Raw genomic sequence first — 25961 nt, forward strand, 5'->3', positions numbered from 1 at the left:
ATTTAAGTTGGAGCTTGCTCCAACTTACTTTCTTTTAAAGCCAATACACTGCATAAATTTATTATTTTTAACTACTGTATTCCACTCTACTGGCATGTAATTCTCTAACATTGAAGCCAAACTACTTAACCCAGTTCCCCTACCTATTCCTTTTGTTGAATATCCATCTTTATCAATAGCCGCTACCTCTAGGTTATTATTGCTAATGCTATTGGTGATTATTAACTCAAAATAATCATTATATGATAAAAATATTGCCCCAACCTCTGGCTCGCTACATTGCTTAGCAGCTTCTATAGCATTATCTAATAATATACCTACAATCCTTATAAAATCTGTGCCCTTAATAGGCATTTTATTAATAATATGTGGAGCCTCAATAAAAAAGCTAATTTTATGGTTATTAGCATAAAACATTTTTGCTGCCAATAAACTAATTAAGCTTGGCTCACGAATATTGACCATTGCCTCAATCTCACTTGAATACTGGGTAATTTTAGATCCTTGAAGTTCTTGTAATCTTTCTTTTAAATCCTGCCACTCTTCTTTTTCGGCTAAGCCATATAAACTTATTAATACATTATTAAAATCGTGTTTAAACTGTTTTATGTCATTTGAGAGTTTCGACATTGTATTTAAATAATAATGCAACTGGCTATTTTTGTATTCTTTTGCCTTCACCAAGTACTGAGAATATGCAGAAAATGAAACAACTATTAAAAAAGTTAATGGTATTAACCATATATACTTTTCTATTTGAGCTTTATCTATTTGATACATTGAAATCATATAAATGTTTGAAGCTAATAATATATAAGTAATAAAAAGATATTTGTTCCACGATGTTAAGTTTTCTGCTCTCTTAACTCCACCATATTTATTAATTAAATACCGTGCTATTCTTAGAGCTAAATAAATTATCCCAACTAAACTTAGGTTTGATAATAATTTAAATATGATAACATTTGTTTTATTAACTGATAAGTTAAGACCTGTTACAATATAGTAAATGATATTGTCTACTAGAATACTTGGAATAAACTGCACAAGAGTACAAAAAAACAGTATAGAAAATAGCGCTTTATAAAAAATAATATTACTAACAATTAAATATGATATAAATATTAATGGTATTCTCAATAAAGTAAATTGATTAGTAGATATAGTAATAACAATACTAATTAACCATAGAAGAAAAACTGAGTACCAATATGTAGATTTTTTAATCACAATCCCTGTTATAACATTTATAATTTTAAAATATAAAATTGCTAGTATACAAGAAAATAATGCTTCTATAACTCTGACTGCCATCGCTTCAACACCTCATTCATTCTTCTCCTAGCTACGGGAAACTCTGATCCATTTCTGCAATATATTATTTTTTTATCTCTATCTATATTTAAAACATGGTCGAGGTTGACTATAGCACTTTCGTGACATCTTACGATGTTAGGGTAATTCTCTAGTTGCTCCATTACGGTTTTTAGTGTTTTAAAATAACGAAACACACCCTGTGTAGTATAGGTGGAATACGTTTTGCCATCTTTTTTTATACCAATAAATTCACTCACTGCTATGGAAATGTTGCGACTTAAACTCGTAAATTTAAGTCTTTTAGGTCTATGTCCATCTTCATTCCATTGTTGGTAGTCATGAACTAAACGCTGAAATACTGTGTGTAAATCTTCTTTCATGCTCTCGGTATGTGATTTAATGACAAAATCAAAGGCCTTATACTTAAAGGCGTCTCTCATATGCTTTTGCATTATAGTTACAAATATTATGTAAGCATTGGGGTCATCTGTTCTAATTTTATGGGCTAAATCAAGCCCTGTGTCTTGTTGATTTAAATCTATATCTAGTAAATATACTGTTGCCTCACCTTTTTTACGGTGTATTATATCGCTTGCTAAAAATGCTTTTATTTCGGTTGTTTCGGAGGTAGCTAATACCACCTTGGCTGGATATTCATGAAGAGATACCAACTCTATAACCACTGCGTACAAATTTCGACAAATGTTTATCAAAATCCTGCTCCTAGTTGTAGCTGCACTATTTTTATCTGTTGCTTACTTTAATTTATTCAGCTTTAAACGGATTTCATATAGAAGTATTGAGGTAGCCACACTTACGTTAAGTGAATCACAATCTCCATACATAGGAATAGCAATTTTACTGTGCTGAGGCTTGTACCAATCATTAGCTATGCCAAACCTTTCACTACCCATAATAAGCGCTACACGCTGGCTATATTGATGCTCATAGTGATACTCAGTAGCATCAGTATCTGCTAATACTAGCTCATAATTATGGCTTAATAAAAACTCGCTAGCCTGCTCGACAGTTGTGTCGATTATGGGGTATTTAAAGCAAGCCCCTCTACTACTACGAACCATCATAGGGTGATACAGTTTTGCTTTGCGATTTGTAATTATAATAGCCTGCGCATTTATGGCGTCAGCTGTTCTTATAATAGAGCCAATGTTACCTGGGGTTTCTAAACCATCAAGCACTACTACTATTTGAGGTTTATTTTTTAGGATATCTGTTAACTGGTTTTTAGGTATTTTGGCAATTGCCAATAAACCATTAGAGTTATCTTTGGCACTAATTAATTGAAATACTTTTTTGGTTACAATAAATGAGTTCAAAGCTTTATTTGCTGCCTGCTCTAGGGTGTTACGGGCATAAGAAGAATATATATCAGTAGGGCAAATAAACAAGTTTGTAAGCTCTATTTGGTAACGCAGAGCTGCCTCTAAAACACTTAAGCCCTCTAGTATTACATGGTAGTAATTTGGTGAACTTTGTTTTTTGTTTTTACGTAAAGCCCTTACAAATTTTATAGAATCATGAGTTTTTCCTGCTAAGTGAGCTTTATTTTCGTATTTATTTAATATTGCTTGATAACGTTGCTCGTCAGTGTATTGAGACCAATCACCTTGCATGATTTACACCTCACATTAAATAGTAAGCCTATAGTAACACAGTTATTGTATTTTTGAAATATAAAGTGTTGTAAATTAAAGTTTTTTATAGGCTAAAGATAATTATTTTTTTCATAATATTATCAATTTTAGTTTACATTTTTTAACAAAATTAGCAGAACACCAACTATGATTTTTTTTTATTATAAGGTAAAATAGGTATGAGGTGATTATATGCCACGACCAACTAAGCCAAGGCGTATTGGATATATTCCTGAAAATAAGGAGTTTTTTCCTAAAAATATACAAGAAGATAATAGTTATATAGAGCTTTCATTAGAAGAAGTTGAGGCTCTAAGGCTTGCAGACTATGAAGGGTTAGATCAAATAGAGTGTGCTGACTTTATGCGGGTTTCACGTGGTACGTTACAGCGTATTATTAAAGAAGCACGAGGAAAAGTGGCAGAGGCAATTTGTTTTGGCTTACCAATTAAAATTAGTGGTGGCAACTACACCCATGAACCCCAACGCAAAAGGTGTAATCATTGTCATGATAATTGGCAAGAAAGCAATAGAAACAACTGCCCCAGCTGTGGAAGTGAAGATATTAACTCGGATTTACCACGTAGAAGACAGAGAAGACAAGGCAGAAGGTTTAAAAATAGAGAGGAACGCTAAAGGCGTTCCTTTGTTGTGTACTTGAGCCTGGCTCTTCGTGTGCAGTGTGGTTTGTTTACAAACCACGTAGTGTGCTCATTTTATTCGCGTGGTGAGCTTCGCGTAATTGTTCGCCATAATTTTAGTATATAAGGTAACTTAATAACTTATTTTATGAATACGTTTGCTGTTTAACTTGAACGACACTGAGGTCGTTCACTACAAGGGTGTTACCCCCCATTATTAAGTTTATTTAAACACAAAAAAACAACCCTCAGGTTGCTGATTTTTTATTTGGCGGAGCCGACGGGACTCGAACCCGCGACCTCCGGCGTGACAGGCCGGCATCCTAAACCATCTAGACCACGACTCCACATTTTTGGTGGGCGAAACAGGGCTCGAACCTGTGACCCCCTGCTTGTAAGGCAGGTGCTCTCCCAACTGAGCTATTCGCCCCCATGGTGACCCCAACGGGATTCGAACCCGTGTCTACAGCGTGAAAGGCTGTTGTGTTAACCGCTTCACTATGGGGCCTTTATAGGCTTTAATAATAAAAATGGTGGGTCATGTTGGATTCGAACCAACGACACCCCGCTTAAAAGGCGGATGCTCTACCGACTGAGCTAATGACCCACGCGAGAACTAATGATACAGCATGCAGTTAAATTTGTCAACATTTTTTTTGAAATATTTTTTTTATTATTTCTAAATTTGTGTTGCAATTTATGCTGTTTTTCAAAAGTGCACTTGTTATTTTAGTGACTAAATAGCAAATTGTCAAGGGTTAAATTAAAATTTTATAAAAAGAAATAATTGGGCGTGTTTAGGGGGCTATTCTTAACACTTATATTACTGTTTTAAATTGCTATTTTAATGCTGTACTTTATCTTAAAGTGTGTTAAAGGTATTACAAAAGGACAGAGTATAATATCTGCCCTTTAATTAACTATTTTAGTTTTAAGTTAAGTTTTACTTTAACACTGATCTCGCTGCTACTATACCAGCCGCTGAGGCTTGAGCAAGACCTCTGGTTATGCCTGCGCCATCACCCGCTGCCCACATGCCTTTAATTTGAGTTCTTAGTTCGCTATCGAGCTGTATTCTATTAGAGTAGAATTTAACCTCTACACCATAGAGTAGGGTATGCCTTGAGTTTACACCTGGAGCAACCTTATCTAAAGCCTCTAACATCTCTAGTAAACTTACTACATGGCGATGTGGCAATACTAGGCTTAAGTCACCTGGGGTGGCATCGCTTAGGGTTGGCTGAACTAAACCCCGCTTTATACGGGCCTTGGTACTTCTTCTGCCATCTTGTAAGTCACCTAGTCTTTGTACTATTACGCCACCGCCTAGCATATTTGCTAACTTAGCCACGTATTTACCATAGGTTAAAGGTTCTTTAAATGGCTCTGTAAAAGTTTTGCTTACTAAAAGGGCGAAATTTGTGTTTGCAGTGCGTTTTTCTTGATAGCTATGACCATTTACTATCATAAGCCCGTCATTGTTCTCTACAACCACTGCTCCGTAAGGATTCATGCAAAATGTTCTTATGCGATCATCAAACTGGCGGCTGTAAAATATAAACTTAGATTCATAAACTATATCTGTAATATGGCTAAACACCTCGGCAGGCACCTCTACTCTTACACCAATATCTACAGGGTTTACGATGCTCTTTAAGCCTAGTCTTTTAGCCTCACCCGCAAACCAATCAGCACCATCACGGCCAGGAACTATAATTCCGTTATTAGAGCTGTAAACTGTACCATCGGTTGTTTCTACGCCCCTAAAATTATTATCTTCAACGAGTATATGTTTAACCTCGCAGTTGGTAATTATCTCTATATGTTTGCCCAACCATACTCTTATTTTTTGTATTATTTTATAACACTCTTCTGTACCAAGGTGTCTTATACGGGCTGGTACTAGCAAAAGCTCTGCGGCGGCGGCTTGTCTTTTTATGTTTTCGATTCGAGGATCATTTTCATCACCAAAAACCTCATCTGTTGCACCAAACTCTAGGTATATTTGGTCAACATACTCTATTAGCTGTGAAAGCTCTTTATCGCCAATATATTCTCCTAACATACCACCAAAGCGAGTAGTTAAAGTGAGTTTACCATCACTAAAAGCTCCTGCTCCGCCAAAACCAGACGTGATAGAGCAGTTTTTACAATTTGCACATGTTTTATCGTATTCTGCTACAGGGCAAACACGTTTATTTATATCGTTGCCTTTTTCGAGCATGATTATTTTTTTACTAGGGTCTTTACGAATTAGTTCTAGGGCAGCAAACATACCAGCAGGACCTGCTCCAACTATTATTACATCGTATTCTTTCATTTGAGCCACTCCCATTTTTAGTTTCTTAATTGTTTTAGCTTGTTTAAAATAAAAAAATGGTACCTAACAGTACCATCAATCATTATAGCATATTTTGCTCTTAGTCATCTCTTTTAGAGAGATTTTCGAATCTTCCTAGGTGTTTAGCAAACATTAATTCAACTCTGCCAGTAGGACCGTTTCGGTTTTTGCCAATTATTATTTCGGCTATATTAGCGTTTTCACTATCCGGGTCGTAGTAGTCATCACGATAAATAAATGATACTATGTCGGCTGTCTGCTCAATCTCTCCTGATTCACGCAGGTCACTTAACATGGGCCGTTTATCTTGGCGTGATTCTACAGCACGACTAAGCTGAGCAAGGGCAATTATAGGTATATCTAACTCCCGAGCTAGCTCTTTTATTTGACGAGTAATATAAGCTATTTCCTGCTGACGGCTCTCGTTTTTATTGGGGGTTGTAATAAGCTGTAAATAGTCAACAATTATTAAGCCAATATCTTTTTCGGATTTTAGCCTACGGGCTTTGCTTCGCAGTTCCAAAATTGAGATACCAGGGGTATCATCAAAATAGATAGGAGAATCTCCAAGCATAGCAACAGCTTTACTAAGTTTACCCCATTCATTCTCCTCAATAAAGCCTTTTTGAACCCTCATGGAGTTTATTTTAGCCTCAGAGCATAACATACGATGCACTAATTGGTTGTTAGGCATCTCTAAGCTAAATATCATTACGCCAGTCTTTTCACGTAGTGCTATGTTTTGAGCCATATTTAACATGAGGGCAGATTTACCCATAGATGGGCGAGCTGCTATTATAATTAGTGCTGCTTTCTGTAGCCCATTTGTCATGTCATCAAAGTCGGTAAAGCCTGTTCTTAAACCAGTCATTTTACCTTTATTTCTAAAGCTTTCTTCAATGCTGGCAAATGTCTCTTTAATTACGTCTTTTATTTCTTGATAACTACGGGTATCTCGTTGCTGGCTTATTTCAAATAGTTTTTTTTCGGCATTATCTAATATGTCATCAAATTCGTTATTAGAAAAACTTTCGTCTGCTAGTTCACGAGCTATGGTTATAAGATGCCTAAGCATGGCTTTTTCGTGCACTATTCTGCAGTACTCGGTTACATTACCTACTAATGGAGCTAAGGAGCTCATTTCTGTTAAGTAGATAATACCCCCAGCATCATCAAGCTGCTTTTTTTTACGCAACTGCTCAATTAGGGTAATTATGTCAACAGCTTGATTGTTTTCTTCAAGCTCAATCATCGCCTTAAATATAAGGCGATGATTGTCTTTATAAAAATACTCAGGCAATAGTTTTTCTATGCCTGTTAAAAGCGATTCTTTATCTACTAACATTGCAGCAAGTACTGATTGCTCTGCCTCGCTGTTTTGGGGTGGTATACGTTGAACAGGCTCTGCCATGTTTTATCCCTCCACCACAATTTCGGGTAATGCTTGTGCAAAGTCACTTACAAATATAACCTCTACATCACTAGGGGTAGTGGGTACTTCCATTTCGTTATCAGCAGGTATTAGTACTTTTTTTATGCCGGCCTGACGAGCACCATATATTTTTTCTTGAACTCCACCTACTGGCTTCACATGTCCTTGAATAGAGATTTCACCTGTAACTGCTACATCTTGGCGTAGTGGTTGACCAGTTAAAGCACTATACAGTGCTAGGGCAATAGCAACACCTGCCGAAGGGCCGTCAATATTACCGCCACCTATTACGTTTACATGCACATCGTAATTAGCTAAATCAATATTATTTAATTTTCGTAATACAGCTGCGGCATTATATACACTATCTTTGGCCATGCTTCCAGCTGTTTCATTAAAACGCACCTGCCCTTTACCAGCAGTAGCAGCCTTAAATACAGCGCACTCAATCTCCATTGCAGAGCCGAGGTATCCATAAACACCTAAACCAATAGCCTGACCAATTCGGGGTTTGTCACTGGCCTTAAATCTTACATAATGGGTATGTCTGCCAGCCTGCAAAATGTCTTGCATATGCTGCTTTGTGACTATTAGGTTTTCTTGTCTACCAGCCTGATAAGCAACCATACTATAGGCATCTATCAGGAGGTTAACTGCCCTACGTCCTTCTATTGTATACTCACTAATAAGCTCGGCTACCCCAGCCTCTAAGCTTACCTGTAATCGGTCAGCTGCATCTTTTACTATTTGACAAATATCTGTTTTATCTAATGGGCTAAAGAATATTTCGGCAGCCCTTGATCTTATTGCGGGGTTTATTTCATGAGGGCGTCTGGTTGTAGCAGAGATTAATACAAAGTCTGCTGGCGCGCCCTCTTTAAATAGCTTTTTAATATACTCTGGGACTTTAGGGTTTTCCGAATCGAAGTATGATGACTCAAAAAACACCCTTTTATCTTCTAGTACTTTTAGCAATTTATTTTGCAATACAGGGTCCATTTCGCCAATTTCATCAATAAACAACACCCCACCACTAGCCTCTGTAACTAAGCCTGGCTTTGGCTCAGGTATTCCTACCTCGGCTAAGTCACGACGCGCACCTTGGTAAACAGGGTCATGAACAGAACCCAAGAGTGGGTTTGTTATGCCACGCGGATCCCAACGTAGAGTAGTGCCATCTATCTCTAAAAATGGGGCTTCTTGACCAAATGGTGTTATTTCTAGTTTTTTAGCAGCCTCTAAAGCTAAACGTGCCGCTGTTGTTTTACCTACTCCAGGTGGGCCATATAAAATCATATGCTGTGGAAACGGAGAAGATAAACGTGACATTAAGGCCTTAACAGCTGCCTCTTGACCAACTATTTCTTCTACAGCTTGGGGTCTAACTATTTCGGTAGCAGACCTTGCCAATTTACGCTCTTCTAGCTTTTCTAATTGCTCTAAACGCGTACGTGTGTATTCGGTTTCGGGTCCATCTTTTTCTGCAAGTACTTTTTTTCGTATGTCCTGAACGTATTTTTTTTGACGCTCCTGTAATACCTCTTGCACTCTGCGTTCTATGGTTTCTTCTACCTTTCGGTAAGCAACAATTTCAGCTAGTGCCTGTTCTAGTTCCCCAAGTACTTTATCGTATTCGCTTGCTTGACGTTTTTTGTTAAAGTTTACATTATTATATATTAATCGTTCTAACCCTAAAATTTGCTCAGTAGGGTTTTTTGAATTAACTAAATCTATTGCTTTAAGCTGATGTGCTTTAGCTACTAGTTGCTCCGGTCCATAAAGATTTTTTAGTATTGCATACAACGCATTTATTCTATGTTGTAATTTTGAATTATCTTTATTTTTTTGTTTGTTTGGTTGAGCACTAAAAATTTTTAGCACTTTATTACGCAAATTTTGCATATTAACTCCCCCATTTGCTCATATATCCCTAAACTTATTTTATTCTTTTTTTAGTAATTTAGAAATATATACTTTAATCTATAAATACCATTTAAATACTGTTATTTCTGACTCTTTACTGTTAATGTAACAGAAGCCAGGGTTTCCTTATAAATTCTTACTGGTATTTTGTATTCTCCTAATTGCCTTATACTATCAGTTAACTCTATTTTTCGTTTATCTACAATTATACCTTTTTCCTTTAAGGCATCTGCAATGTCCTTGCTATTTACAGAGCCAAATAATCTGCCGTTTTCACCTGCTTTAACAGCTATAACAATGTTTGCTTGCTCCAAGCTTTTTCCTAACTCAAGAGCTTCTTTATGTTTTTGTTCTTCTTTTTTAATTACGTTTTCCTGTTTGCGTTTAAGGTTTTTTAAGTTTGCTTTTGTAGCTTCCATAGCTAAATTTTTGGGAAATAAGAAGTTTCTAACGTAACCATCTGAGGCTGATTTAACCTCACCAGCTTTGCCTAAACCTTTAACGTCTTTAAGTAAAATTATTTTCATTTTTTGTCTCCTTTCTCTAATACAAAACTACGATAATTAAATAACATATCGAATAAACCTACAAAGCTTACTATTTTTAGTAATAACGGGTTCATAAACACTAAAATTATTAAAAGTATAAAAAAGATCTTTGACCTAATATACTTTGAAAAAAACATTATCATTAAGGACATTCCTTGCAATATAACAGGCCACTGAAAAACTATGTGAATGTTTAAACCTATACTGTAAAGCAGGTTATTGTTTGCACCAAACAATACTAAAATATTGCCTAACACAAAAACTACCCCCACCCACACAGGAAAGGTCCACTCAAATAATGATTTCATGCGAGGAACTTTTATTTTAAACCGAGCCCCAACTATTTGAAACATTTTATAGTTGATGTAGGATACCATAAAGCCTACACCTAATACCAAGCTAGGTTTTAATACTCCTTTTGCTAATTGCAACATGTTTTCTATTTGGCTATAGTCTACACCTTTTAATGCCTTAGCTAACCAACCATTCTCGGATATTGCTTTTAAAGACTGCTCATAGATTTTAATTGTATCCCCGTAGATATCTATTTTTAAAAAATAAGCTACTACAGTAATTAAAATTGCAAAAGATATTCCACCAACAACTGCACCCAACATTATTGTTTTTCCGGCAGAGAGTTTTTTAACCCCTGCACCTAGGGCTACCCCCACTGATGCAAACATAGTTACAGTTGTAAATGCTGTTACTATATCCATTAGTAGTACTAATAAAAAACTACTTACAACCAAAGATATTATACCTGTTTTTACACCATGTTTATATGATATAAAGGCATGTGGCAATGATAGTAACAATAAAGATATCGCTGATAAAGCTGGTATATAAACTGTTGCCATCGCCAATATAACAAATAAAGCTGTTAATAGTGATGATTCTGTTAAGGCTTTGGTTTGCAAGTTATCACTCCTTTTGTCGAGAACGTAAGTAGTATAATAGTTCGCTTATATCTCCATAGTTTTGCTCCATTTTATGTCTATGTTCTCTGCCGTAACGCACTTTTTCTTCAATTACAGACTCTAGCTGATTAAAGTTTATGTTTAGTTTTTTAGCAAGTAAATAACAGCTTATTATTATATCTGCAATCGCGTTAATAGAGCTTTCTATACAGCCCTCAGCTAACGACACAAAAACAGATGCAACACTGTTGAGAATTTGATTTTTTAACCACTCAATTGTTTTTAAACCACGAACTATGTTTATTTTCTTTTTACTCTCTAACATTCAGTAACCACCCCTAGTTTATTGTGTAAGTGAACTTTTCGCATTAGCAGTTTGTTAATCCTGCCTGTAATTAATACGCTAGTATTAGGGGTGACTTATAATGTCAATATGTATAATCTATCGACACTATGTATCTTTGTATTACATTATACTGTTAATTATTAAATTTTGGCAAATAACTATGATTTTAAGTGTTAAAGTGCAATGTTTTTTATGCTAAATTCCAATAAGTAATTAATTTTAACGTAAAGATTATGTTATGTAAACAATATTGATAATTATTAAGCAACTAATTATTAATTTTAATACTATGTTATAAACCACTAAATGCATGAGAGTAGTTTTTTGCACTAAAAAGGGTTATCTCATTAGCTTTTGCTATGAGATAACCCTTTAATTCTATATATCAATCAATAACGTATGGTAATAATGCTACCATGCGAGCTCGTTTAATTGCGCTTGTCATCATACGCTGATGATGAGCACAAGTACCTGTAACTCTTCTTGGTAGAATCTTACCGCGGTCTGATAAATATCTACGTAATTTATCTACATTTTTATAATCAATAGCTTTAACTCCGTCTACGCAGAAACTGCAAACACGACGGCGAGAACGCTTACCACGATGTCTTCGAACCATGTTTTCACTCCCTTTTAGAATGGTAGGTCATCATCTTCAACTTCGAAATTCATTTCTTTATAATGCTTTTGCTCAGGAGCCGCGCCCGAAGGCTGTTGTTTTTTTTGTGGTGGGTTTGGTTGAAATTGACCATAACCCGCTGGTGGCTCACTAGTAGCAAAATCTGAATGATGTCCCTCATCAAAATTTGACTGTGTTGGTCGCTCTAAGAAGCGTACAGTACTAGCCACAACCTCAACATAAGTACGTCTTTGACCATCACGATCAACTGTACGACTTTGAAGTCGGCCTTGAACTGCCACTAAACGACCCTTAACCATATATTGAGCAACTATTTCAGCTAAGCGGTTCCAGCATACAATATTAAAAAAATCAGCGGTTTGTTGATCCCCTTGAGTTTTGTAACCTCGATCAACTGCAATACCAAAGTTAGTGACTGCAGTACCTTGTGATGTATATCTCAACTCTGGGTCTCTAGTTAATCGACCAATTAATACTACTGTATTTAGCATTTATTTCACCCCTAAGCTTCCTGACGAACAATTATATGACGAATTACAGTATCAACAATACGGAAGTTACGCTCTAACTCATTGTTAAAGCTACCATCTGCTTCATAATTGATAAGAACATAAAAACCATCTTTATAATCATTAATTTCATAAGCTAAACGACGCTTACCCCATGGTTCAATCGCTGTAACTTCACCATCATGATCGGTAATGATGTTAACAAAACGCTCAACAACTGCACGAATTTGCTCATCATCAAGGTCTGGCCTTAATACCATCATAATTTCGAATTTGCGCATTCTTTTTCCTCCTCCCTATGGACTGTGGCTCTGCTGTACAGAGCAGGGTCTACAAATTTGAATTATATCATACTGTTTTAAACTTCACAACCTATAACAGTATTATTTATTACTATAACTTTAACAATTATTAATTATTCCCTTATTGCTTTTAATTAGCAATATTTATGATTAGTGTTCACTATATTTTAATGTTATAATGACGGCAAATATAAAGGGAGGATTCTGAATGAGTATTTTACTTTTCAAAGATATTTTACCTAAGGTTAACGATAATACATTTATAGCACCCGGAGCTTTAGTTATTGGGCATGTAATTATGGAAGAGGGAAGTAGCGTTTGGCATAATGCAGTTTTAAGAGGCGATGTTAATAGTATTTATGTTGGAAAAAATAGTAATATTCAAGACTGTAGTGTGGTTCATTCAGAAACTAATTTTAAAACAACTATTGGTAATAATGTTACTATAGGGCACTCGGCTGTTATACATGGTTGCACTATAGAAGATAATGTTTTAATTGGCATGAATGCTACAGTGTTAAACGGAGCTGTTATTGGCGAAGGCAGCATAGTTGGCGCCAATGCTTTAATACCACAGGGCAAAGTTATACCTGCAAACTCATTAGTAGTAGGGGTACCTGGTAAGGTGATTAAAACAGTTAGTAAAGAAGAGGTAGAAGATTTAATTAAACACGCTATAAATTATCGAGAGCTATGGCAGCAAAACTATAAGTAGATACCCAAAATGCACTCCCTTAGGGGAGTTTTTTGGGTATGGTTTGGGTTGGCTTTGCCAACGGGGTGGGTAGCCTATAGGCTACGGGGTAGGCTGCGCTTTGCTTGCGGTTTTAGGTTAATATTAGGAGGAATATAAAATACGAAAAAATTATTTTTGATTAACATATTTACTTTTTACTTTCACAGTATAAAAAGCTCGCCAAGGCGAGCTTTTAAGTATTTCTACGCTTCTGTTTCTAATAAAGCGTTTAAGTCTTGTAATAAAGCATTTAATTCTATGCCATGACCCATGGCAGCTTGCTCTAAATTTTCACTAGCAGCGCCAGGTCAACCAATACAAAACATACCATGACGCATAAACACTGCTGCTGCTCTTCTGTCAACTTCTAGTACCTGTTGAATTGTCATGTCCTTTGTAATTTTCATCCTTTTCCCCCCTCTCGATTATTGAGGTCGGTATTATTTTAACCTAATAATAGCATAAGTAAAAGTGTATTTTATTTTTTTTAGTATAAACTTGCTAATTAATGAGCCTAAAATCCAAAAAAGTTAAATGCTTTATTCTCCACTTCATAAAATAATCCATTTACAAAAACAGCTGACAATTCTTTTTCATGCCAAAATAGCTGAATAAAGTCACCTTTTCTAGCATTAGTAATAGCAAATGGTAGGCTTAAACTGAACATTGAGTTGCCACTTTTAGAGGTAACTTTAGTTGAATATATAGGTATTTTTTCACGCATTCTATCATTATATATTAGGCTAACTTTTAAAACAGGATGTTCTGATATTTTTAAGTATACCGGACTAATACCTTTGTCTTTAACTGGCTCAGGGTATTCATGTGGCATATCCACCACCATTTTATTATCTTTTATGGTGGCTAACATGGGGTTTATTAATATATATCCGTAGGGAGCTATTTTTTGCTCAATATCTTCCTTCATTTTTTTCCAGCTGTGCCAAGTATGTAAAAACCTCAACTGTTCTTCATAGTTTAGTTCCTCACGTTTATGAACCTTTGTCATGTTTTTAATACGTTCACTAAATCTTTTACTATTAATACCATAATCATCTTTTAACTTCCACTTTTCAGCCCAAATTTGCTCTAAGTGATATAAATCTAAGCCAAAATCTTCTACTCGATACTTTGTTAAACCAGCAACCCACAATATATTACAGTCTTTTTCTACTAGGTCACTGTCGAAACTAAACCTACCTAATACTATGCCTCTGTGATTATCGTTTTGATCTACTATATTAAAAGCCATATATTATTCTCCTATTTAATTACAGTAATTTGTATAAGATATCTTTTATATACAATGCTACTAAATAGCCATTATCATATAATAATTGAACATTATCTCCTACTTTAACATTAGTAATAGGGAACGGAAATTTATAATTAAAATTTACATTGCCACTTTTAAGTTGCAATGTAACTTCATATCGACCACCTATACTACTATTATCTTTATAATAAGACACTGATTGAACTGGAGCTATTAACTCTGCGTAAACAGTAGTTAAATCAGGGAATGTTGGCTCATTGAATATGTTTGTTGTAGCTATTATTAATTTATTATTCTTTATTTCAGCTTTTAAAGGGTCTATCAGAAGCAAGCTTTTTGCCTTAAGCTTCTGTTTTATTTCATTAACCGTTATTAACCATTTACTTTTTGTATGCATATACCTTAGTTTTTCTTCTTCTTGTAAATGCTCTACTTGATACATTTTACTAAGCTGATCTATTTTTCTGCTAAATACTTTTATATCATCGGCACTTCTTTTTATGTCAAGATTCCATCGATCTGCCCATATTTTTTTTATATCATTTAATTCGTAAATAAAATCCTCTACTTTATAATTTGTTAGGGCACAAATCCAAGTGTTTTCTTGTTTGTCTTCGTTAATTATTGAGAACTTACACTTGCCTAAAATTATACCAATATGATTGCCTTGTTTATCAACTACATTAAAAGCCATAGCTACCCTCCTAATGGTTATTAGTTATATTTACCCTTTAAGTAGAAAAGTTAATCATTACCCAAAAAAATTTAAGGAGGTCTTTTTTAATTCGTAATAAATACCTTTAATTAAAACTGAATTTAAGATTAAGCCTTTAAAAATAAGGTGAACATTATCTCCTATAACGGCTTTATCAATTAAATAAGGTAGAGTTAGCTTCATTTCTACTTCTCCACACTTAAGTACATATTCAGTATGGTCCATACCTAAAGAGTTCAAAGTTGACTTTGTATATTTACTAATTAAGGGCTCTTCTATTATTGTTGCAATGCAACTATTACCAAATTTACTTTTAATGGGTTCTTGATTTGGTAAATCTATTATAATCTTATTGTCTTTAACTATAGACTGCTGAGACTTAATTATAGTATAGCCTTTAATATTTATATTTTCTTGCTGTATTTTTTTTGCTGAGTAATCCCACTCAAATTTTAAATGCATTAATCTAAGCGCCTCTTCATAACTAACATGTTTATCAAAGAATCTTATAGATTGTTTCATTATGTATTCTTGTAAGTTACTATCACTATATAAACCGTTAGAGTTAAGTATATTACACCTTTTAGCCCAAATCTTTTTAATGCTGTTAATATCACATAAATCAGCTACTTTAATATCTGTTAAAGCTACTAAATAGTAGTCTTTATCTTTTATTTTAATATTATCTTCATCAAAGTTTTGCTTTTTTAAAATTATTCCCAAATGGCTACCTTGTTTGTTAACTACATTAAATGGCATATGTTTATCTCCTGATATATTAATATATAGCATTATTATACACAAAACTTACTTATCCTGCTTGACAAGATTATTCATTACCTTTATAATCTCAGTATCTTTTAATAAACAGTAGTGTATATAATATAGTAGTAAATATTTTAGGAGGGGATTTTATGAACATTCAGTTCAAAAAAGGTGTATTAGAATTATGTGTTCTCTCCCTACTATCAGAAAGAGATCATTATGGTTATGAGCTTGTTAAGTCTATATCCGAACATATGATTATTTCTGAAGGTACTATCTATCCGCTGTTAAGAAGATTAACAAAAGATAAGTACTGTGATACCTATTTAAAAGAGTCCACAGAAGGTCCTCCAAGAAAATATTATCGCTTAACAAGTATTGGCTTAGATAGCTGTAAAAATTTAAAACTAGAGTGGGATCTTTTTACAAAGAATATAAACGAAATTGTATCTTCTGGGAGGTATTTATGATGACTAGAGACAATTTTTTGTTGGAGTTAAATGATCGTTTAAGGTCATTACCTCCATACGAAAGAAGTGAAATTATTGCAGACTACACAGAACATTTTAGGTCAGGACAAGAAGAGGGTTTAACGGATTTAGAAATTATTCATAAGCTAGGTTCACCGGGTTCAATTGCTAGTCAATATTTATCTGAGTTTAAAGATGAAAGTACTAATTATCAGTATGATTCAAGAAGTAAGGGTATAAATATTTTAGCAGCAATTGCCTTAATCTTTTTTAATTTAGTTTTTGTTTTAGGCCCTGCTATGGGTGTTATAGGAATACTTATTGGCTTTGGGGGTTTAGGTTTAGGTCTTGTATTTGGAGGTGCTGGTTTAGCTCTTTCTATTATTGCTAATTTAAATCCATTTCTTTTTATTGCCATACCTAAAAATGCTACTTATTTTTTCTTAGGGCATCCTGTTTTAGCAGTAGTAACTGGAATAGGGTCTATAGCTGTAGGTGTATTAGTTTTTATAGGATTATTTTACTTAACTAAATTTTTAATTAAAGTGGCAAATAGATATATAAGCTGGAATAGGTCTGTAATTACAGGGAGTTGATTATTATTAAAAGATTAGCCTTAATTTTAGCTGTTGTAGCTATAGGTTGTTTTGTAGTATCTGCTATCGTATTAACAATGAATGGGGTTAATACAGGGGAGCTTAGGTTTTTGCACTTTTGGTCGAGTGAAAAAACAGATTATAATGATTTAGATGATGTTAGTTTTGAAAACGCATATAATATAATTGATTTTGAAACTTTAAACATAAATGTGGTATCTGCAAACACTGAATTCATTGTTGAAGATCGCTCAGATGTAAAAATTATGTATACGGGTAAAGGTAAATTTAGTGTAAATACTAATAATGATGAGTTAAATGTTGTAGAATCTTTTAAGGGCTTAAATGTTTTTTCTACTGGCAGTGGTAGTTTAATAATTTATGTGCCTAAAGATTTTTATAAGGATTTAAAACTAAATTCTGTTTCGGGTGAGATTGAATTTGGTAAATTAAAAAGTGATAATTTAATTATTAATTCTGTTTCAGGCAACATAGACCTAACTAATATTGTTAGTAAAGAAGTTAGAATAAAAACTGTTTCAGGAAGCATTGAAGTAACAGACTTCAGCTTTAATTCTTTTAGCTCAACAACTATATCTGGCAATGCTAAAATATACGCCCTAGATGAATGGAGTAATATTAAAGCTACATCGGTATCTGGCAAGGTATCTGTTTATGTTACTGAAAACAGTAAACCAGTTATTAAATACAATTCTATTTCTGGTGATTTAAAGTCTGATTTAGGTACAAATGGTAGCGATAATAGTACTCAAACTATTACAGTTAATACAACCTCCGGAGATTTAGTTGTTAAAATAAATAAGTAAGTATACTAAAGGCTGTAGTTGAAATTGCAACTACAGCCTTTTATGTTATTTTTCATTTAAAAACTTTTCCACCACATTCATGCTATAATTCCATAACTGTTGCTGTTTTAATGCATCACTACTGTTTTTATTATAGGTTATTAGTTTATTGTTATTATTAAAAAACTTACCACTCATTTTTGTAAACTTATTAGCTGTTGCTAAATAAACTATTGTCTCTGCTGCTTCGGCTGGTGTTTTAGAAAATTTCTTTATTATATTTGTTATAAAATTGGTCTTTATGCTCCAAATATTTGTGTTAACATTGCCTGGATGCACAGCATTAATAGTTATTTTTGTATTTAAAAGTCTCTCAGCTAATTCTCGCGTAAAATATAGCTGCGCTAATTTTGATGCTCCATAGGCCTTAAAGCTATGGTATCTTTTTTGGAAATTTAATTTGTCTAAAGGCAGGTTACTATGTAAGCCAGCCTTTGAGGAAACATTAATAATGCGAACAGGTTTATTAGCATTTTTTAAGCTAGGTAATAACAAATGAGTTAGCAAAAAGTGTGAGAAATAGTTTACTGCCATAGTATGCTCTAAACCATCTACAGTTTCTTTACGACTTGAGTTAAATACACCTGCATTATTAATAATTATATCAGGTACACTATAATTATTAATGATAGAAAAGGCAGCTTCACGTACAGTTTTTAAGTTAGCCAAATCAATAGGTACTAAATCTATTTTTACATTTGAGCTACGCTGCAAAGTTTTTTTCACCAATTCTGCCTTATGCAAGTTACGACAAGCTAAAATAAGGTTTATTCTTAAATCAGCCAATTTTATAGCACAGGCTTTGCCAATGCCACTAGTTGCACCCGTTATTAGTGCTGTTATATTTTGCATGTTCATACCTACTTCTGTAGTTTTTTATTAATTAAATTAAAAAAAGAACTATGTTACACTTCTAAATCATCCTTAAATATTCCTCTATTCTCAACTAAACAAAGTTTTAATCCGTACCTATCTCCCACCACTATAACTCTATATACACCAAACAAAAATATTTTTTCAAGAATAATAGCAAGTTAAAATTTAAGTTTTGGATATTTAGATATTTATGTTATAGAATAGATATAAATGCTTATACACTTAAAACTCTTAGGAGGATTTATATATGGATTATTGGCAGAGTAGAACAGCAAAAATTATTGGCTATAATTGTTTAAATAAGTTAAAAAACAGTCATATTTTAATTGCTGGTTTAGGAGGAGTTGGCTCATGGGTTGCCGAATCCTTAGCTCGTAGTGGAGTTGGACAGCTAACTATTATAGATTTTGATACCGTCGATGAATCTAATATTAACAGACAAATGCCAGCTCTTATAACAACTGTAGGCTGTGTTAAAACTCGTGTTGTAAAAGAACGATTGTTAAGTATAAATAAGGATATTATAGTTAACGAACTAGCCCTTAAATTAGATAAAAATAATATTGAAGACATTTTAAAATGTCAGCCTGACTATGTTGTTGATGCAATTGACTTAGTATCTTGCAAAATTGCTTTAATTGAAAAATGTGTTAAGTTAGGCATAAAGGTTATTTCATCTATGGGAGCGGGTAATAGAATTTTACCTGCTGGTTTTATTGTTGCTGACATTAGTAAAACTTATAATTGTCCATTAGCTCGAACTGTGAGGCTTAGACTACGTAAAGATGGTATAAAAAAAGGTGTTAAAACTGTTTTTAATACCAATTTACCTTTAACTAATTTTTATACAGCTGAATCTGCACCAGGAAGCATGATGTTTGCTCCCGCTGTGTGCGGATTAACAATTGCAGCAGAGGTAGTTAATGACCTTATTAAATAAAGAAATTTAAGGAGAAAACTATGAGAGACCTTTTAAGCTTCAGTGAAAACATTTCCACACCCGCTGTTATTTTTAACTATAATCAGGGTATAAAAAATATAATAACGATGCAAAATTTTGCAGATAAATACGGTCTATTATTAAGACCCCATATAAAAGCCCATAAAATGCCTATTATAGCCTTAGAGCAACTTAAAAATGGAGCACAAGGCATTACAGCAAGTAAACTTGGAGAAGTTGAGGTTATGTTAGATGCAGGTATTAAAGATATTATTTTAGCTTACCCTGTTGTGGGCAAGCTAAAAATAAAAAAGTTTATCTCCCTAGCTAAAAGAGCAAAGTTATCAACCATTGTAGACAATACTTATGTTGCAGACAAATTAAATGAAGCTGCCTTAGATAATGATATGGTGGTAGAGGTTTATATTAAGATAGACACAGGTTTAAACCGTTTAGGGGTAACCCCAGGTGCTGATTTACTGCAACTTGCAAAATATATTAAGGGTTTAAAAGCCCTAAAACTTAAAGGTATTTTAACCCATGCTGGTCATGTTTATGGGGCAACAAATAGAGCCAAAGTTGAGGGAATAGCACTAAGTGAAGGCACTCAAATGGTGGCTTGTAAAGATATGCTGCATAAAGCTAATATTGATGTTGAAATAGTAAGCATTGGCTCAACCCCTACTGTAAAACTAGGAGGTACCGTTAAAGGCGTAACAGAAATAAGACCAGGAAACTATGTTCTAAATGACGCCATTCAGGTTGGTTTAGGGGCTGCCACCATAGATGAATGTTCACTCAGGGTAATAACAACAGTAATTAGTAAACCAACTAAAAATAGAGTTGTAATTGATGCTGGAAGTAAAGTTTTTGCTTTAGATAAAGGAGCTCATGGTAATAATATAGTTAATGGTTTTGGAATTATTCTAAATCACCCTAAAGCAACCTTAACACGGTTATCCGAAGAACATGGAGTAATAGAGTGTAGCGAAGACAGCAATATTAATATAGGCGACCGCTTAGAAATAATTCCTAATCATGCCTGCACCGTTATTAATTTAACAGAAGAGGTTTATTTTTGGTATGGCCAAGATAAATTTAAACCTGTTAAAGTAACAGCTAGAGGAAAGGTACAATAAAAAGGTAAAATACATGTATAAATATATTTTTGAAGAGAGTAAAGGCGGAGATTTGTTTACCCATACCAATCATCGAGAAATTATTGAAGAGTATGGTAAAAGAGGTTATAGATTTGTAACAGCAATTCCTACCTACTCCACAGGGTCTGGTAAAATTAAAAGCTTTGATTTAGTGTTTGAGATAGAAGAATAACTAATATATAAGGGGTGTAGCGTTATATCGCCACACCCCATAATATTTTAACAATAGCTTTTAACTAAGTAGTAAAGGTTTCTTACACCAACTCCTGTTGGCCCTTTGGCAATATAACCTAAGTCTGCTTTTGCATAAGCATCTCCAGCTATATCCATGTGTATCCAGGGTTTGCCCTCTGTAAACTCACCAATAAATAATCCAGCTGTTATAGTTCCTGCTCCACCCTCACCAATATTATTTAAATCAGCTTCTGGGTGCTCTATAGCTTTTTTGTATTTATCGAAGGTTGGTAATCTCCAAATTAATTCTCCGGTTATTTCAGAGGCTTTAGCTAAACGATTATAAAAATCATCGTCTGAGGCTAATACCCCACTTACTCTGCTACCTAAGGCAGCTACACATGCACCAGTTAGGGTAGCTATATCTAAGACTCTGGTAGCCTTTTCAGCAGTTACCGCATAATATACTGCATCTATTAAGGTTAAACGACCTTCAGCATCTGTATTACCAATATGAATTGTTTTACCACCAAGTGAGTTAATTATATCGCCAGGTTTATAGCTTTTGGCTGATAAGATGTTTTCACAGGCTGCAACAATACCCACTACATTAACCTTAAGCTTTTGTTTAGCTATTGCACACATGGCTCCAATAACGGCAGCACTACCAGCCATGTCTGTTTTCATCATTGCCATGCCCTTAGTTTGTTTTAAAGAGAGTCCGCCACTATCATAACATAAACCCTTACCTACTAAGGCAGTAATATCCTCACTATTAGCAGGGTTGCCATTATATCTCATAATTATAAAACGAGGAGGGTCATCCGAGCCTTTAGCAACTGCATAATAGGCTTGCATACCAAGCTCTTGTATTTTCTTTTCTTCAAAAATTTCAGTTTTAAATCCATACTCTTTACCATACTTTTCAGCCCTTTTTGCTAACTCTACTGGTGTTAAAACATTGGCTGGATCTGCTGTTAAGTCACGTGCAATATTTGTTGTTTCAGCTAAAATTAAACCCTCGTTTAAGGCTGTTTCAAAGTTACTATCTGAGCTATTAATGTAAATGGATTGAATTTTTGGCTCCTGCTTTTTTGTTTTAAATTTAGTAAATTTATATGTAGCTAAACTAATTGTTTCAGCTATTAATTTTATTGTATTAGCCTCATCAATATCTAGTATGTCAGGCAACATACAAAGCATTAGTTCTTTTGTTTTTAACTCTTTTGCTTTTTTTATTATTTTTCCTGTAGCAGTTCTAACTTTTTCTCTAGTTACTTTTTCTTTTTCACCTAAGCCTACTAGTATTATTTTATTAATAGTGTTAGCTGTATTAGGTAAAATTGTTGCACATATCTCGCCACTTTTTCCACTAAACTGTTCTTGTTCTATTAAGTATTTTGCTACCTTGGTAGCTTCGCATTGCTGTAAAGTTTCAATCTTTTGGTCTTTAAACCAAAATAACGCTGTTGTATCAACAGATTTAGGCATAGTTTCATGGGTAATTAATTTAATATCCATTTTAGCTCCTTTATTGCATTTAGTTAATTTCGCTGTGTTTTAATTTTATTACCTGATTTATATTCATTCTCAAGTATATATAATACCATAACTAGCTAACATTAGGATATATTCGTTTTTCATCCGATTCTTACTAGCTTAGCTTTTTCCTTTTCTTTTTCTTTTTTTCTTTCATTCAACAAAAGTTTGCTTACTGCTCTTAGGCGCCTTGCTGCAAAAGAATCTGCAGGGTCTCTTTTTGTAATAAAAGCATACTCCTGAAGTGCAGCTGCATAGTTTCCATAGTATTCGTTAATTACAGCCAAATGGGTTCTTACTAAAAGGTTATTAGGATCATCTAGTTTCATTTTTTGGTAGTGCTCAACCCTATATAAAATACTTATATCAAAATAAGATTGACCCACCTGTATTCTCCAACTAAAGCTATCATCTTTTTCAAAAGGACATCTACTTAAAAATAATATGTGTTCTTGTTTAGCGGCAGCTCTTATAGCATGACAAACATTACATCTCCAGTTATTGCCGTAACCTGCTAAAGACATTGTGTTGTTACTAAATGCAATACTAGAGCGATCCTGTACATTTAATTTACTTTGCTCAAAAATATTGTTTAGCTTTTGTTGCTCTGCACTATTATCTGGGTAGAATGATATTCTACAGGTGAAGAAATGTTGCATAATAACACCCCGCTCTATAATATATTTTGAAAGATACCAAAAGTATCTAAAGGTTTAAGGCGTTCACTATTAGGTTAGTTGTATTAGGTAATGGGTAATAAAAATGATTAAAGTAATATGATTTTTGAAAAATAGGAAGTTTAGTTGTATGAATGAATAAATAGTTGTAAAGATATTTAGCTAAATTAAATGATTTGTGAGATTTATTAGTTAGTGTGAGGAAATGTTGTGCAGGGTTAAATTCACAGGCTTTAGTAAAAGGCATATTTATTGTATGGTATAAGTTTGATTTTATTATGGAATCATATACCTTTAACAAAAAGCAGTATTGATGCACACTAAAGTAATGCAAGCTATCTACTAAACTGTTAATAGCTTTTATTAAATAGAAAACACTTACAAAAACAAAATAAGAAATTTTGCACCAAACAAATATATCCTCACGGCTGTTTACAATAATCTTTAAAGAGGTTAGCTGGGTATTTAGTAATGTAAAACTCTTAAACACTAACAACACCTCCTTAGTTTTGCTCTTTATTATTTCTTTATATAAAATGTAATTCCTTCTTATTCCTTTACAAGTGTTCAGAATATTTTTGCAATTATGTTTTGGTAATCAACTAAACAGTTTTTTCCTGATTTTTTGGCATAATACATCGCTTTATCTGCTTTTTCTATGATGCTCTCTGCAGACTCTTTTTCGGTCACTTTATACATACCTATAGACAATGTAACTCTAAGATTTGTTGATTTAAGTTTTGTGTCAGCTATTTTTACTCTAACATTTTCAAGTATTTGCTGGGTGTTTAATTCATCTCCAAAAATAATAACCATAAATTCATCACCACCAAAACGTCCAGCTACTGCATTTTTGGGTAACAAGTTTTTTAGGGTATTTGTTATCATTAATATGGCACTATTACCAGCTAAATGCCCTAAAGTATCATTTATATCCTTTAAATTATCAATATCAAAAATAAATACAGTATAAATTGGCTCTATTTTTTCGAGATAATCTAACATAAAACTATAGTTATATAAACCTGTTAAACCATCTGTAATGGATTTATTGTAAAAATACTTATATCTTTTGTTTTGACTTGAAGCCATAAACTGTAGTCTGTTTAACTCTGCCATAATAATTACTATTATAGATATGCATACTGGAATTAAAAATACTGGAATGATGCTATAAAATAAATTACTCTGCACCTTAAAAATTCTGTTACCCACCACAGGTAAAATCATTATTAAGGCATATGTAGTACAGATGTTAATTAGTTTACCTGAAAATGGTCTATTTTTTTTGAATCCTATTTCAAGTTTTAAGGCAATTATGTTTAATGGAACTAATACTATATATATGTCATACCATTTTTTAAACTGAACTATATCTTTAGAAAAAACTGCAGCAAAGATGCTTATTATTAATGTAATATAAGCATATATACGTAGTCTCGCCACTTTGTAGTACTCTTTATATCCTAAAATTATAAAAAACAAGGTAAGGTATAAAAATGTAATAGTTAATTTTTTATACAATAAGAAATTAACTGGTATGTACTGTAGAGAAAATAAATCTATTAAATACACTATTGAACATATTAATGCCATACTCATATATAAAAATGTTTTTCTTCGTGGGCTTTTTTTAAAAATGAAATAAAACATTAACATGATAAAGCTACATGAAATTAATACACCAAAGCCAATTGTTTTGCTAACACTATGCGACAAACTATACAGTGCTTGAATATAGTTGGCCTTTTGATAATCGGTTATGACAACTGGGTAATCATTTAACCCTATTTCATATAGTCCTACGATTTGAAGAGTGAGCGTGTTTTCTGATTTTAACACTCGCTTATCAAACTGAAAGTTATACATACCATTCCAAACACTACTATTAACAGCCTCATAATCACCAGCACAGCCTAAGTACACTCCGTTTAAATAAACCTTAAAGCTTTGGCCACATAGCCTTGTTACTATTACAGAATACTCTTTATTACTTGGTGGAAGATTACTTTTATTAAAGGTAGTTGAATAATTGTAAATACCAAATTGTTCTCTTGTTAGTGGTCGACTCTTTAGCGTATAAGTACCATCTGTAAACTTACTTGCACTTATAGATAATAACTTATTACTGTTGTTTAAGTAATCTATCGATGAAAAATATGCAGCAATGGAACCAACTATGGTAATTAAAAGTATTAAGTTAATGGCAATAATAACTTTTTTTTTCATTTGTTTCTCCCAGTTAAAAGTGAATTATAATTATTTAAATAATTATCTACATCTTTTATATAGTAATTTTTATAATTATATAACTAGGTAAAAGTAACTTATATTTATTATATCGACAAGAAAGCTTTTACCTTTATTATTTTTTTTATAATTTTGTTATGTAATTGTAGCAAAAAAATCTGAAATCAAATATTACAGGCTGATATTCTATTATATGGCTCTCCGTATCTATTTTATTATAAATTGATATAAAATCGTATATTTATTTTAAACTTTTTATAAATTTAGGTGATAAAACAGTGTTTTTTTAAGCAAAAATGCTAAAAAACACACCTTAACCAATAATATTTAAGTTAAGGTGTGTTTATAGC

At 33.3% G+C, this 25961-nt stretch carries 28 protein-coding genes and 4 tRNA genes; 8 read left to right on the forward strand and 24 right to left on the reverse strand.

Going from position 1 to position 25961, the window contains the following annotated elements:
- Positions 1-24: 24 nt before the first annotated feature.
- The 3 genes from IMX26_RS10210 to IMX26_RS10220 are packed head-to-tail and all read right to left on the reverse strand — an operon-like array spanning position 25 to position 2951.
- Entirely contained in the window at positions 25-1314 is a 1290-nt protein-coding gene (locus IMX26_RS10210; protein WP_195158285.1) for a GHKL domain-containing protein, read from the reverse strand.
- Positions 1296-2030 carry a LytTR family DNA-binding domain-containing protein gene (locus IMX26_RS10215; RefSeq protein WP_195158286.1) on the reverse strand — a complete coding sequence of 245 codons (735 nt, stop codon included), beginning with the start codon at positions 2028-2030 and terminating at the stop codon, positions 1296-1298. Before IMX26_RS10215 ends, IMX26_RS10210 begins: the two co-directional genes overlap by 19 nt.
- Before the next feature lie 42 nt (positions 2031-2072).
- Complete coding sequence (locus tag IMX26_RS10220; RefSeq protein ID WP_195158287.1) at positions 2073-2951, reverse strand: RNA methyltransferase; 879 nt, start codon at positions 2949-2951, stop codon at positions 2073-2075.
- A 213-nt stretch (positions 2952-3164) separates the two neighbouring features.
- Between IMX26_RS10220 and IMX26_RS10225 the strand changes: the two genes are divergently transcribed.
- The gene (locus tag IMX26_RS10225) at positions 3165-3608 is read left to right on the forward strand and encodes a DUF134 domain-containing protein (protein WP_195158288.1); all 444 of its coding nucleotides are present in this window, start codon (positions 3165-3167) and stop codon (positions 3606-3608) included.
- Between the two features lie 274 nt (positions 3609-3882).
- On the opposite strand, the gene IMX26_RS10230 is transcribed toward IMX26_RS10225, so the two are convergent.
- The 13 genes from IMX26_RS10230 to rpsF all read right to left on the reverse strand — a co-directional run bounded on the left by IMX26_RS10230 (position 3883) and on the right by rpsF (position 12550).
- A tRNA-Asp gene (locus IMX26_RS10230) sits at positions 3883-3960 on the reverse strand.
- 7 nt (positions 3961-3967) lie between these two features.
- A tRNA-Val gene (locus IMX26_RS10235) sits at positions 3968-4043 on the reverse strand.
- A gap of 3 nt (positions 4044-4046) precedes the next feature.
- Positions 4047-4121 (reverse strand) — tRNA-Glu (locus IMX26_RS10240).
- 23 nt (positions 4122-4144) lie between these two features.
- A tRNA-Lys gene (locus tag IMX26_RS10245) sits at positions 4145-4220 on the reverse strand.
- 336 nt (positions 4221-4556) lie between these two features.
- Entirely contained in the window at positions 4557-5933 is a 1377-nt protein-coding gene (locus IMX26_RS10250) for an NAD(P)/FAD-dependent oxidoreductase (protein ID WP_195158289.1), read from the reverse strand.
- A gap of 100 nt (positions 5934-6033) precedes the next feature.
- Positions 6034-7365, reverse strand: a complete 1332-nt coding sequence (dnaB, locus tag IMX26_RS10255) for a replicative DNA helicase (RefSeq protein ID WP_195158290.1) — start codon at positions 7363-7365, stop codon at positions 6034-6036.
- A gap of 3 nt (positions 7366-7368) precedes the next feature.
- Positions 7369-9288: a Lon family ATP-dependent protease gene (gene lonC, locus IMX26_RS10260; protein WP_195158291.1), complete on the reverse strand. Its 1920-nt coding sequence runs from the start codon at positions 9286-9288 to the stop codon at positions 7369-7371.
- Between the two features lie 101 nt (positions 9289-9389).
- On the reverse strand, positions 9390-9836 hold the full coding sequence (rplI, locus tag IMX26_RS10265; RefSeq protein WP_195158292.1) for a 50S ribosomal protein L9: 447 nt from the start codon (positions 9834-9836) through the stop codon (positions 9390-9392).
- On the reverse strand, positions 9833-10774 hold the full coding sequence (locus tag IMX26_RS10270) for a DUF2232 domain-containing protein (protein WP_195158293.1): 942 nt from the start codon (positions 10772-10774) through the stop codon (positions 9833-9835). The genes rplI and IMX26_RS10270 overlap by 4 nt, the downstream gene beginning before the upstream one ends.
- A 4-nt stretch (positions 10775-10778) precedes the next feature.
- Positions 10779-11099: a MazG-like family protein gene (locus IMX26_RS10275; RefSeq protein ID WP_195158294.1), complete on the reverse strand. Its 321-nt coding sequence runs from the start codon at positions 11097-11099 to the stop codon at positions 10779-10781.
- Between the two features lie 406 nt (positions 11100-11505).
- Positions 11506-11739, reverse strand: coding sequence for a 30S ribosomal protein S18 (rpsR, locus tag IMX26_RS10280; protein WP_195158295.1), 234 nt, complete (start codon positions 11737-11739; stop codon positions 11506-11508).
- Between the two features lie 14 nt (positions 11740-11753).
- Entirely contained in the window at positions 11754-12251 is a 498-nt protein-coding gene (gene ssb / locus IMX26_RS10285; protein ID WP_195158296.1) for a single-stranded DNA-binding protein, read from the reverse strand.
- Between the two features lie 11 nt (positions 12252-12262).
- The gene (rpsF, locus tag IMX26_RS10290; RefSeq protein ID WP_195158297.1) at positions 12263-12550 is read right to left on the reverse strand and encodes a 30S ribosomal protein S6; all 288 of its coding nucleotides are present in this window, start codon (positions 12548-12550) and stop codon (positions 12263-12265) included.
- A gap of 229 nt (positions 12551-12779) precedes the next feature.
- On the opposite strand from rpsF, the gene IMX26_RS10295 reads away from it, so the two are divergent.
- On the forward strand, positions 12780-13286 hold the full coding sequence (locus tag IMX26_RS10295; RefSeq protein ID WP_195158298.1) for a gamma carbonic anhydrase family protein: 507 nt from the start codon (positions 12780-12782) through the stop codon (positions 13284-13286).
- A 535-nt stretch (positions 13287-13821) separates the two neighbouring features.
- Here the strand turns inward: IMX26_RS10295 and IMX26_RS10305 are convergent.
- The 3 genes from IMX26_RS10305 to IMX26_RS10315 are packed head-to-tail and all read right to left on the reverse strand — an operon-like array spanning position 13822 to position 16057.
- Positions 13822-14559, reverse strand: a complete 738-nt coding sequence (locus IMX26_RS10305; RefSeq protein WP_195158300.1) for a hypothetical protein — start codon at positions 14557-14559, stop codon at positions 13822-13824.
- Between the two features lie 19 nt (positions 14560-14578).
- Positions 14579-15277, reverse strand: coding sequence for a hypothetical protein (locus IMX26_RS10310; protein WP_195158301.1), 699 nt, complete (start codon positions 15275-15277; stop codon positions 14579-14581).
- A 57-nt stretch (positions 15278-15334) separates the two neighbouring features.
- Entirely contained in the window at positions 15335-16057 is a 723-nt protein-coding gene (locus tag IMX26_RS10315) for a hypothetical protein (RefSeq protein ID WP_195158302.1), read from the reverse strand.
- 155 nt (positions 16058-16212) lie between these two features.
- On the opposite strand from IMX26_RS10315, the gene IMX26_RS10320 reads away from it, so the two are divergent.
- The 3 genes from IMX26_RS10320 to IMX26_RS10330 are packed head-to-tail and all read left to right on the forward strand — an operon-like array spanning position 16213 to position 17956.
- Complete coding sequence (locus tag IMX26_RS10320) at positions 16213-16533, forward strand: PadR family transcriptional regulator (protein WP_195158303.1); 321 nt, start codon at positions 16213-16215, stop codon at positions 16531-16533.
- Positions 16530-17129, forward strand: coding sequence for a DUF1700 domain-containing protein (locus IMX26_RS10325; RefSeq protein ID WP_195158304.1), 600 nt, complete (start codon positions 16530-16532; stop codon positions 17127-17129). The genes IMX26_RS10320 and IMX26_RS10325 overlap by 4 nt, the downstream gene beginning before the upstream one ends.
- The gene (locus IMX26_RS10330; protein ID WP_195158305.1) at positions 17126-17956 is read left to right on the forward strand and encodes a DUF4097 family beta strand repeat-containing protein; all 831 of its coding nucleotides are present in this window, start codon (positions 17126-17128) and stop codon (positions 17954-17956) included. Before IMX26_RS10325 ends, IMX26_RS10330 begins: the two co-directional genes overlap by 4 nt.
- 45 nt (positions 17957-18001) lie before the next feature.
- Here the strand turns inward: IMX26_RS10330 and IMX26_RS10335 are convergent, their stop codons facing one another.
- A complete protein-coding gene (locus tag IMX26_RS10335) occupies positions 18002-18847 on the reverse strand; it encodes an SDR family NAD(P)-dependent oxidoreductase (RefSeq protein ID WP_195158306.1) in 846 nt (281 codons plus the stop codon).
- Positions 18848-19118: 271 nt separating this feature from the next.
- Between IMX26_RS10335 and IMX26_RS10340 the strand changes: the two genes are divergently transcribed.
- From IMX26_RS10340 to IMX26_RS10350, 3 genes are read left to right on the forward strand one after another with little or no spacing between them, the layout of a single operon-like run.
- Positions 19119-19811 (forward strand): tRNA threonylcarbamoyladenosine dehydratase, encoded by a 693-nt coding sequence (locus IMX26_RS10340; RefSeq protein ID WP_195158307.1) that lies wholly within the window; start codon positions 19119-19121, stop codon positions 19809-19811.
- A gap of 20 nt (positions 19812-19831) precedes the next feature.
- The gene (locus tag IMX26_RS10345) at positions 19832-20950 is read left to right on the forward strand and encodes an alanine racemase (protein ID WP_195158308.1); all 1119 of its coding nucleotides are present in this window, start codon (positions 19832-19834) and stop codon (positions 20948-20950) included.
- Between the two features lie 13 nt (positions 20951-20963).
- On the forward strand, positions 20964-21143 hold the full coding sequence (locus IMX26_RS10350) for a DUF4177 domain-containing protein (protein WP_195158309.1): 180 nt from the start codon (positions 20964-20966) through the stop codon (positions 21141-21143).
- 47 nt (positions 21144-21190) lie between these two features.
- Here the strand turns inward: IMX26_RS10350 and IMX26_RS10355 are convergent, their stop codons facing one another.
- The 4 genes from IMX26_RS10355 to IMX26_RS10370 form a co-directional block, all read right to left on the reverse strand.
- Complete coding sequence (locus IMX26_RS10355) at positions 21191-22666, reverse strand: leucyl aminopeptidase (protein WP_195158310.1); 1476 nt, start codon at positions 22664-22666, stop codon at positions 21191-21193.
- A 119-nt stretch (positions 22667-22785) separates the two neighbouring features.
- Complete coding sequence (locus IMX26_RS10360; RefSeq protein ID WP_195158311.1) at positions 22786-23343, reverse strand: hypothetical protein; 558 nt, start codon at positions 23341-23343, stop codon at positions 22786-22788.
- Between the two features lie 46 nt (positions 23344-23389).
- On the reverse strand, positions 23390-23851 hold the full coding sequence (locus tag IMX26_RS10365) for a hypothetical protein (RefSeq protein WP_195158312.1): 462 nt from the start codon (positions 23849-23851) through the stop codon (positions 23390-23392).
- Between the two features lie 77 nt (positions 23852-23928).
- Complete coding sequence (locus IMX26_RS10370) at positions 23929-25590, reverse strand: GGDEF domain-containing protein (RefSeq protein ID WP_195158313.1); 1662 nt, start codon at positions 25588-25590, stop codon at positions 23929-23931.
- Positions 25591-25961: the final 371 nt, after the last annotated feature.

The organism is Clostridium sp. 'deep sea' (genome assembly GCF_014931565.1).
In the GTDB taxonomy this organism is placed as follows: domain Bacteria; phylum Bacillota; class UBA994; order PWPR01; family PWPR01.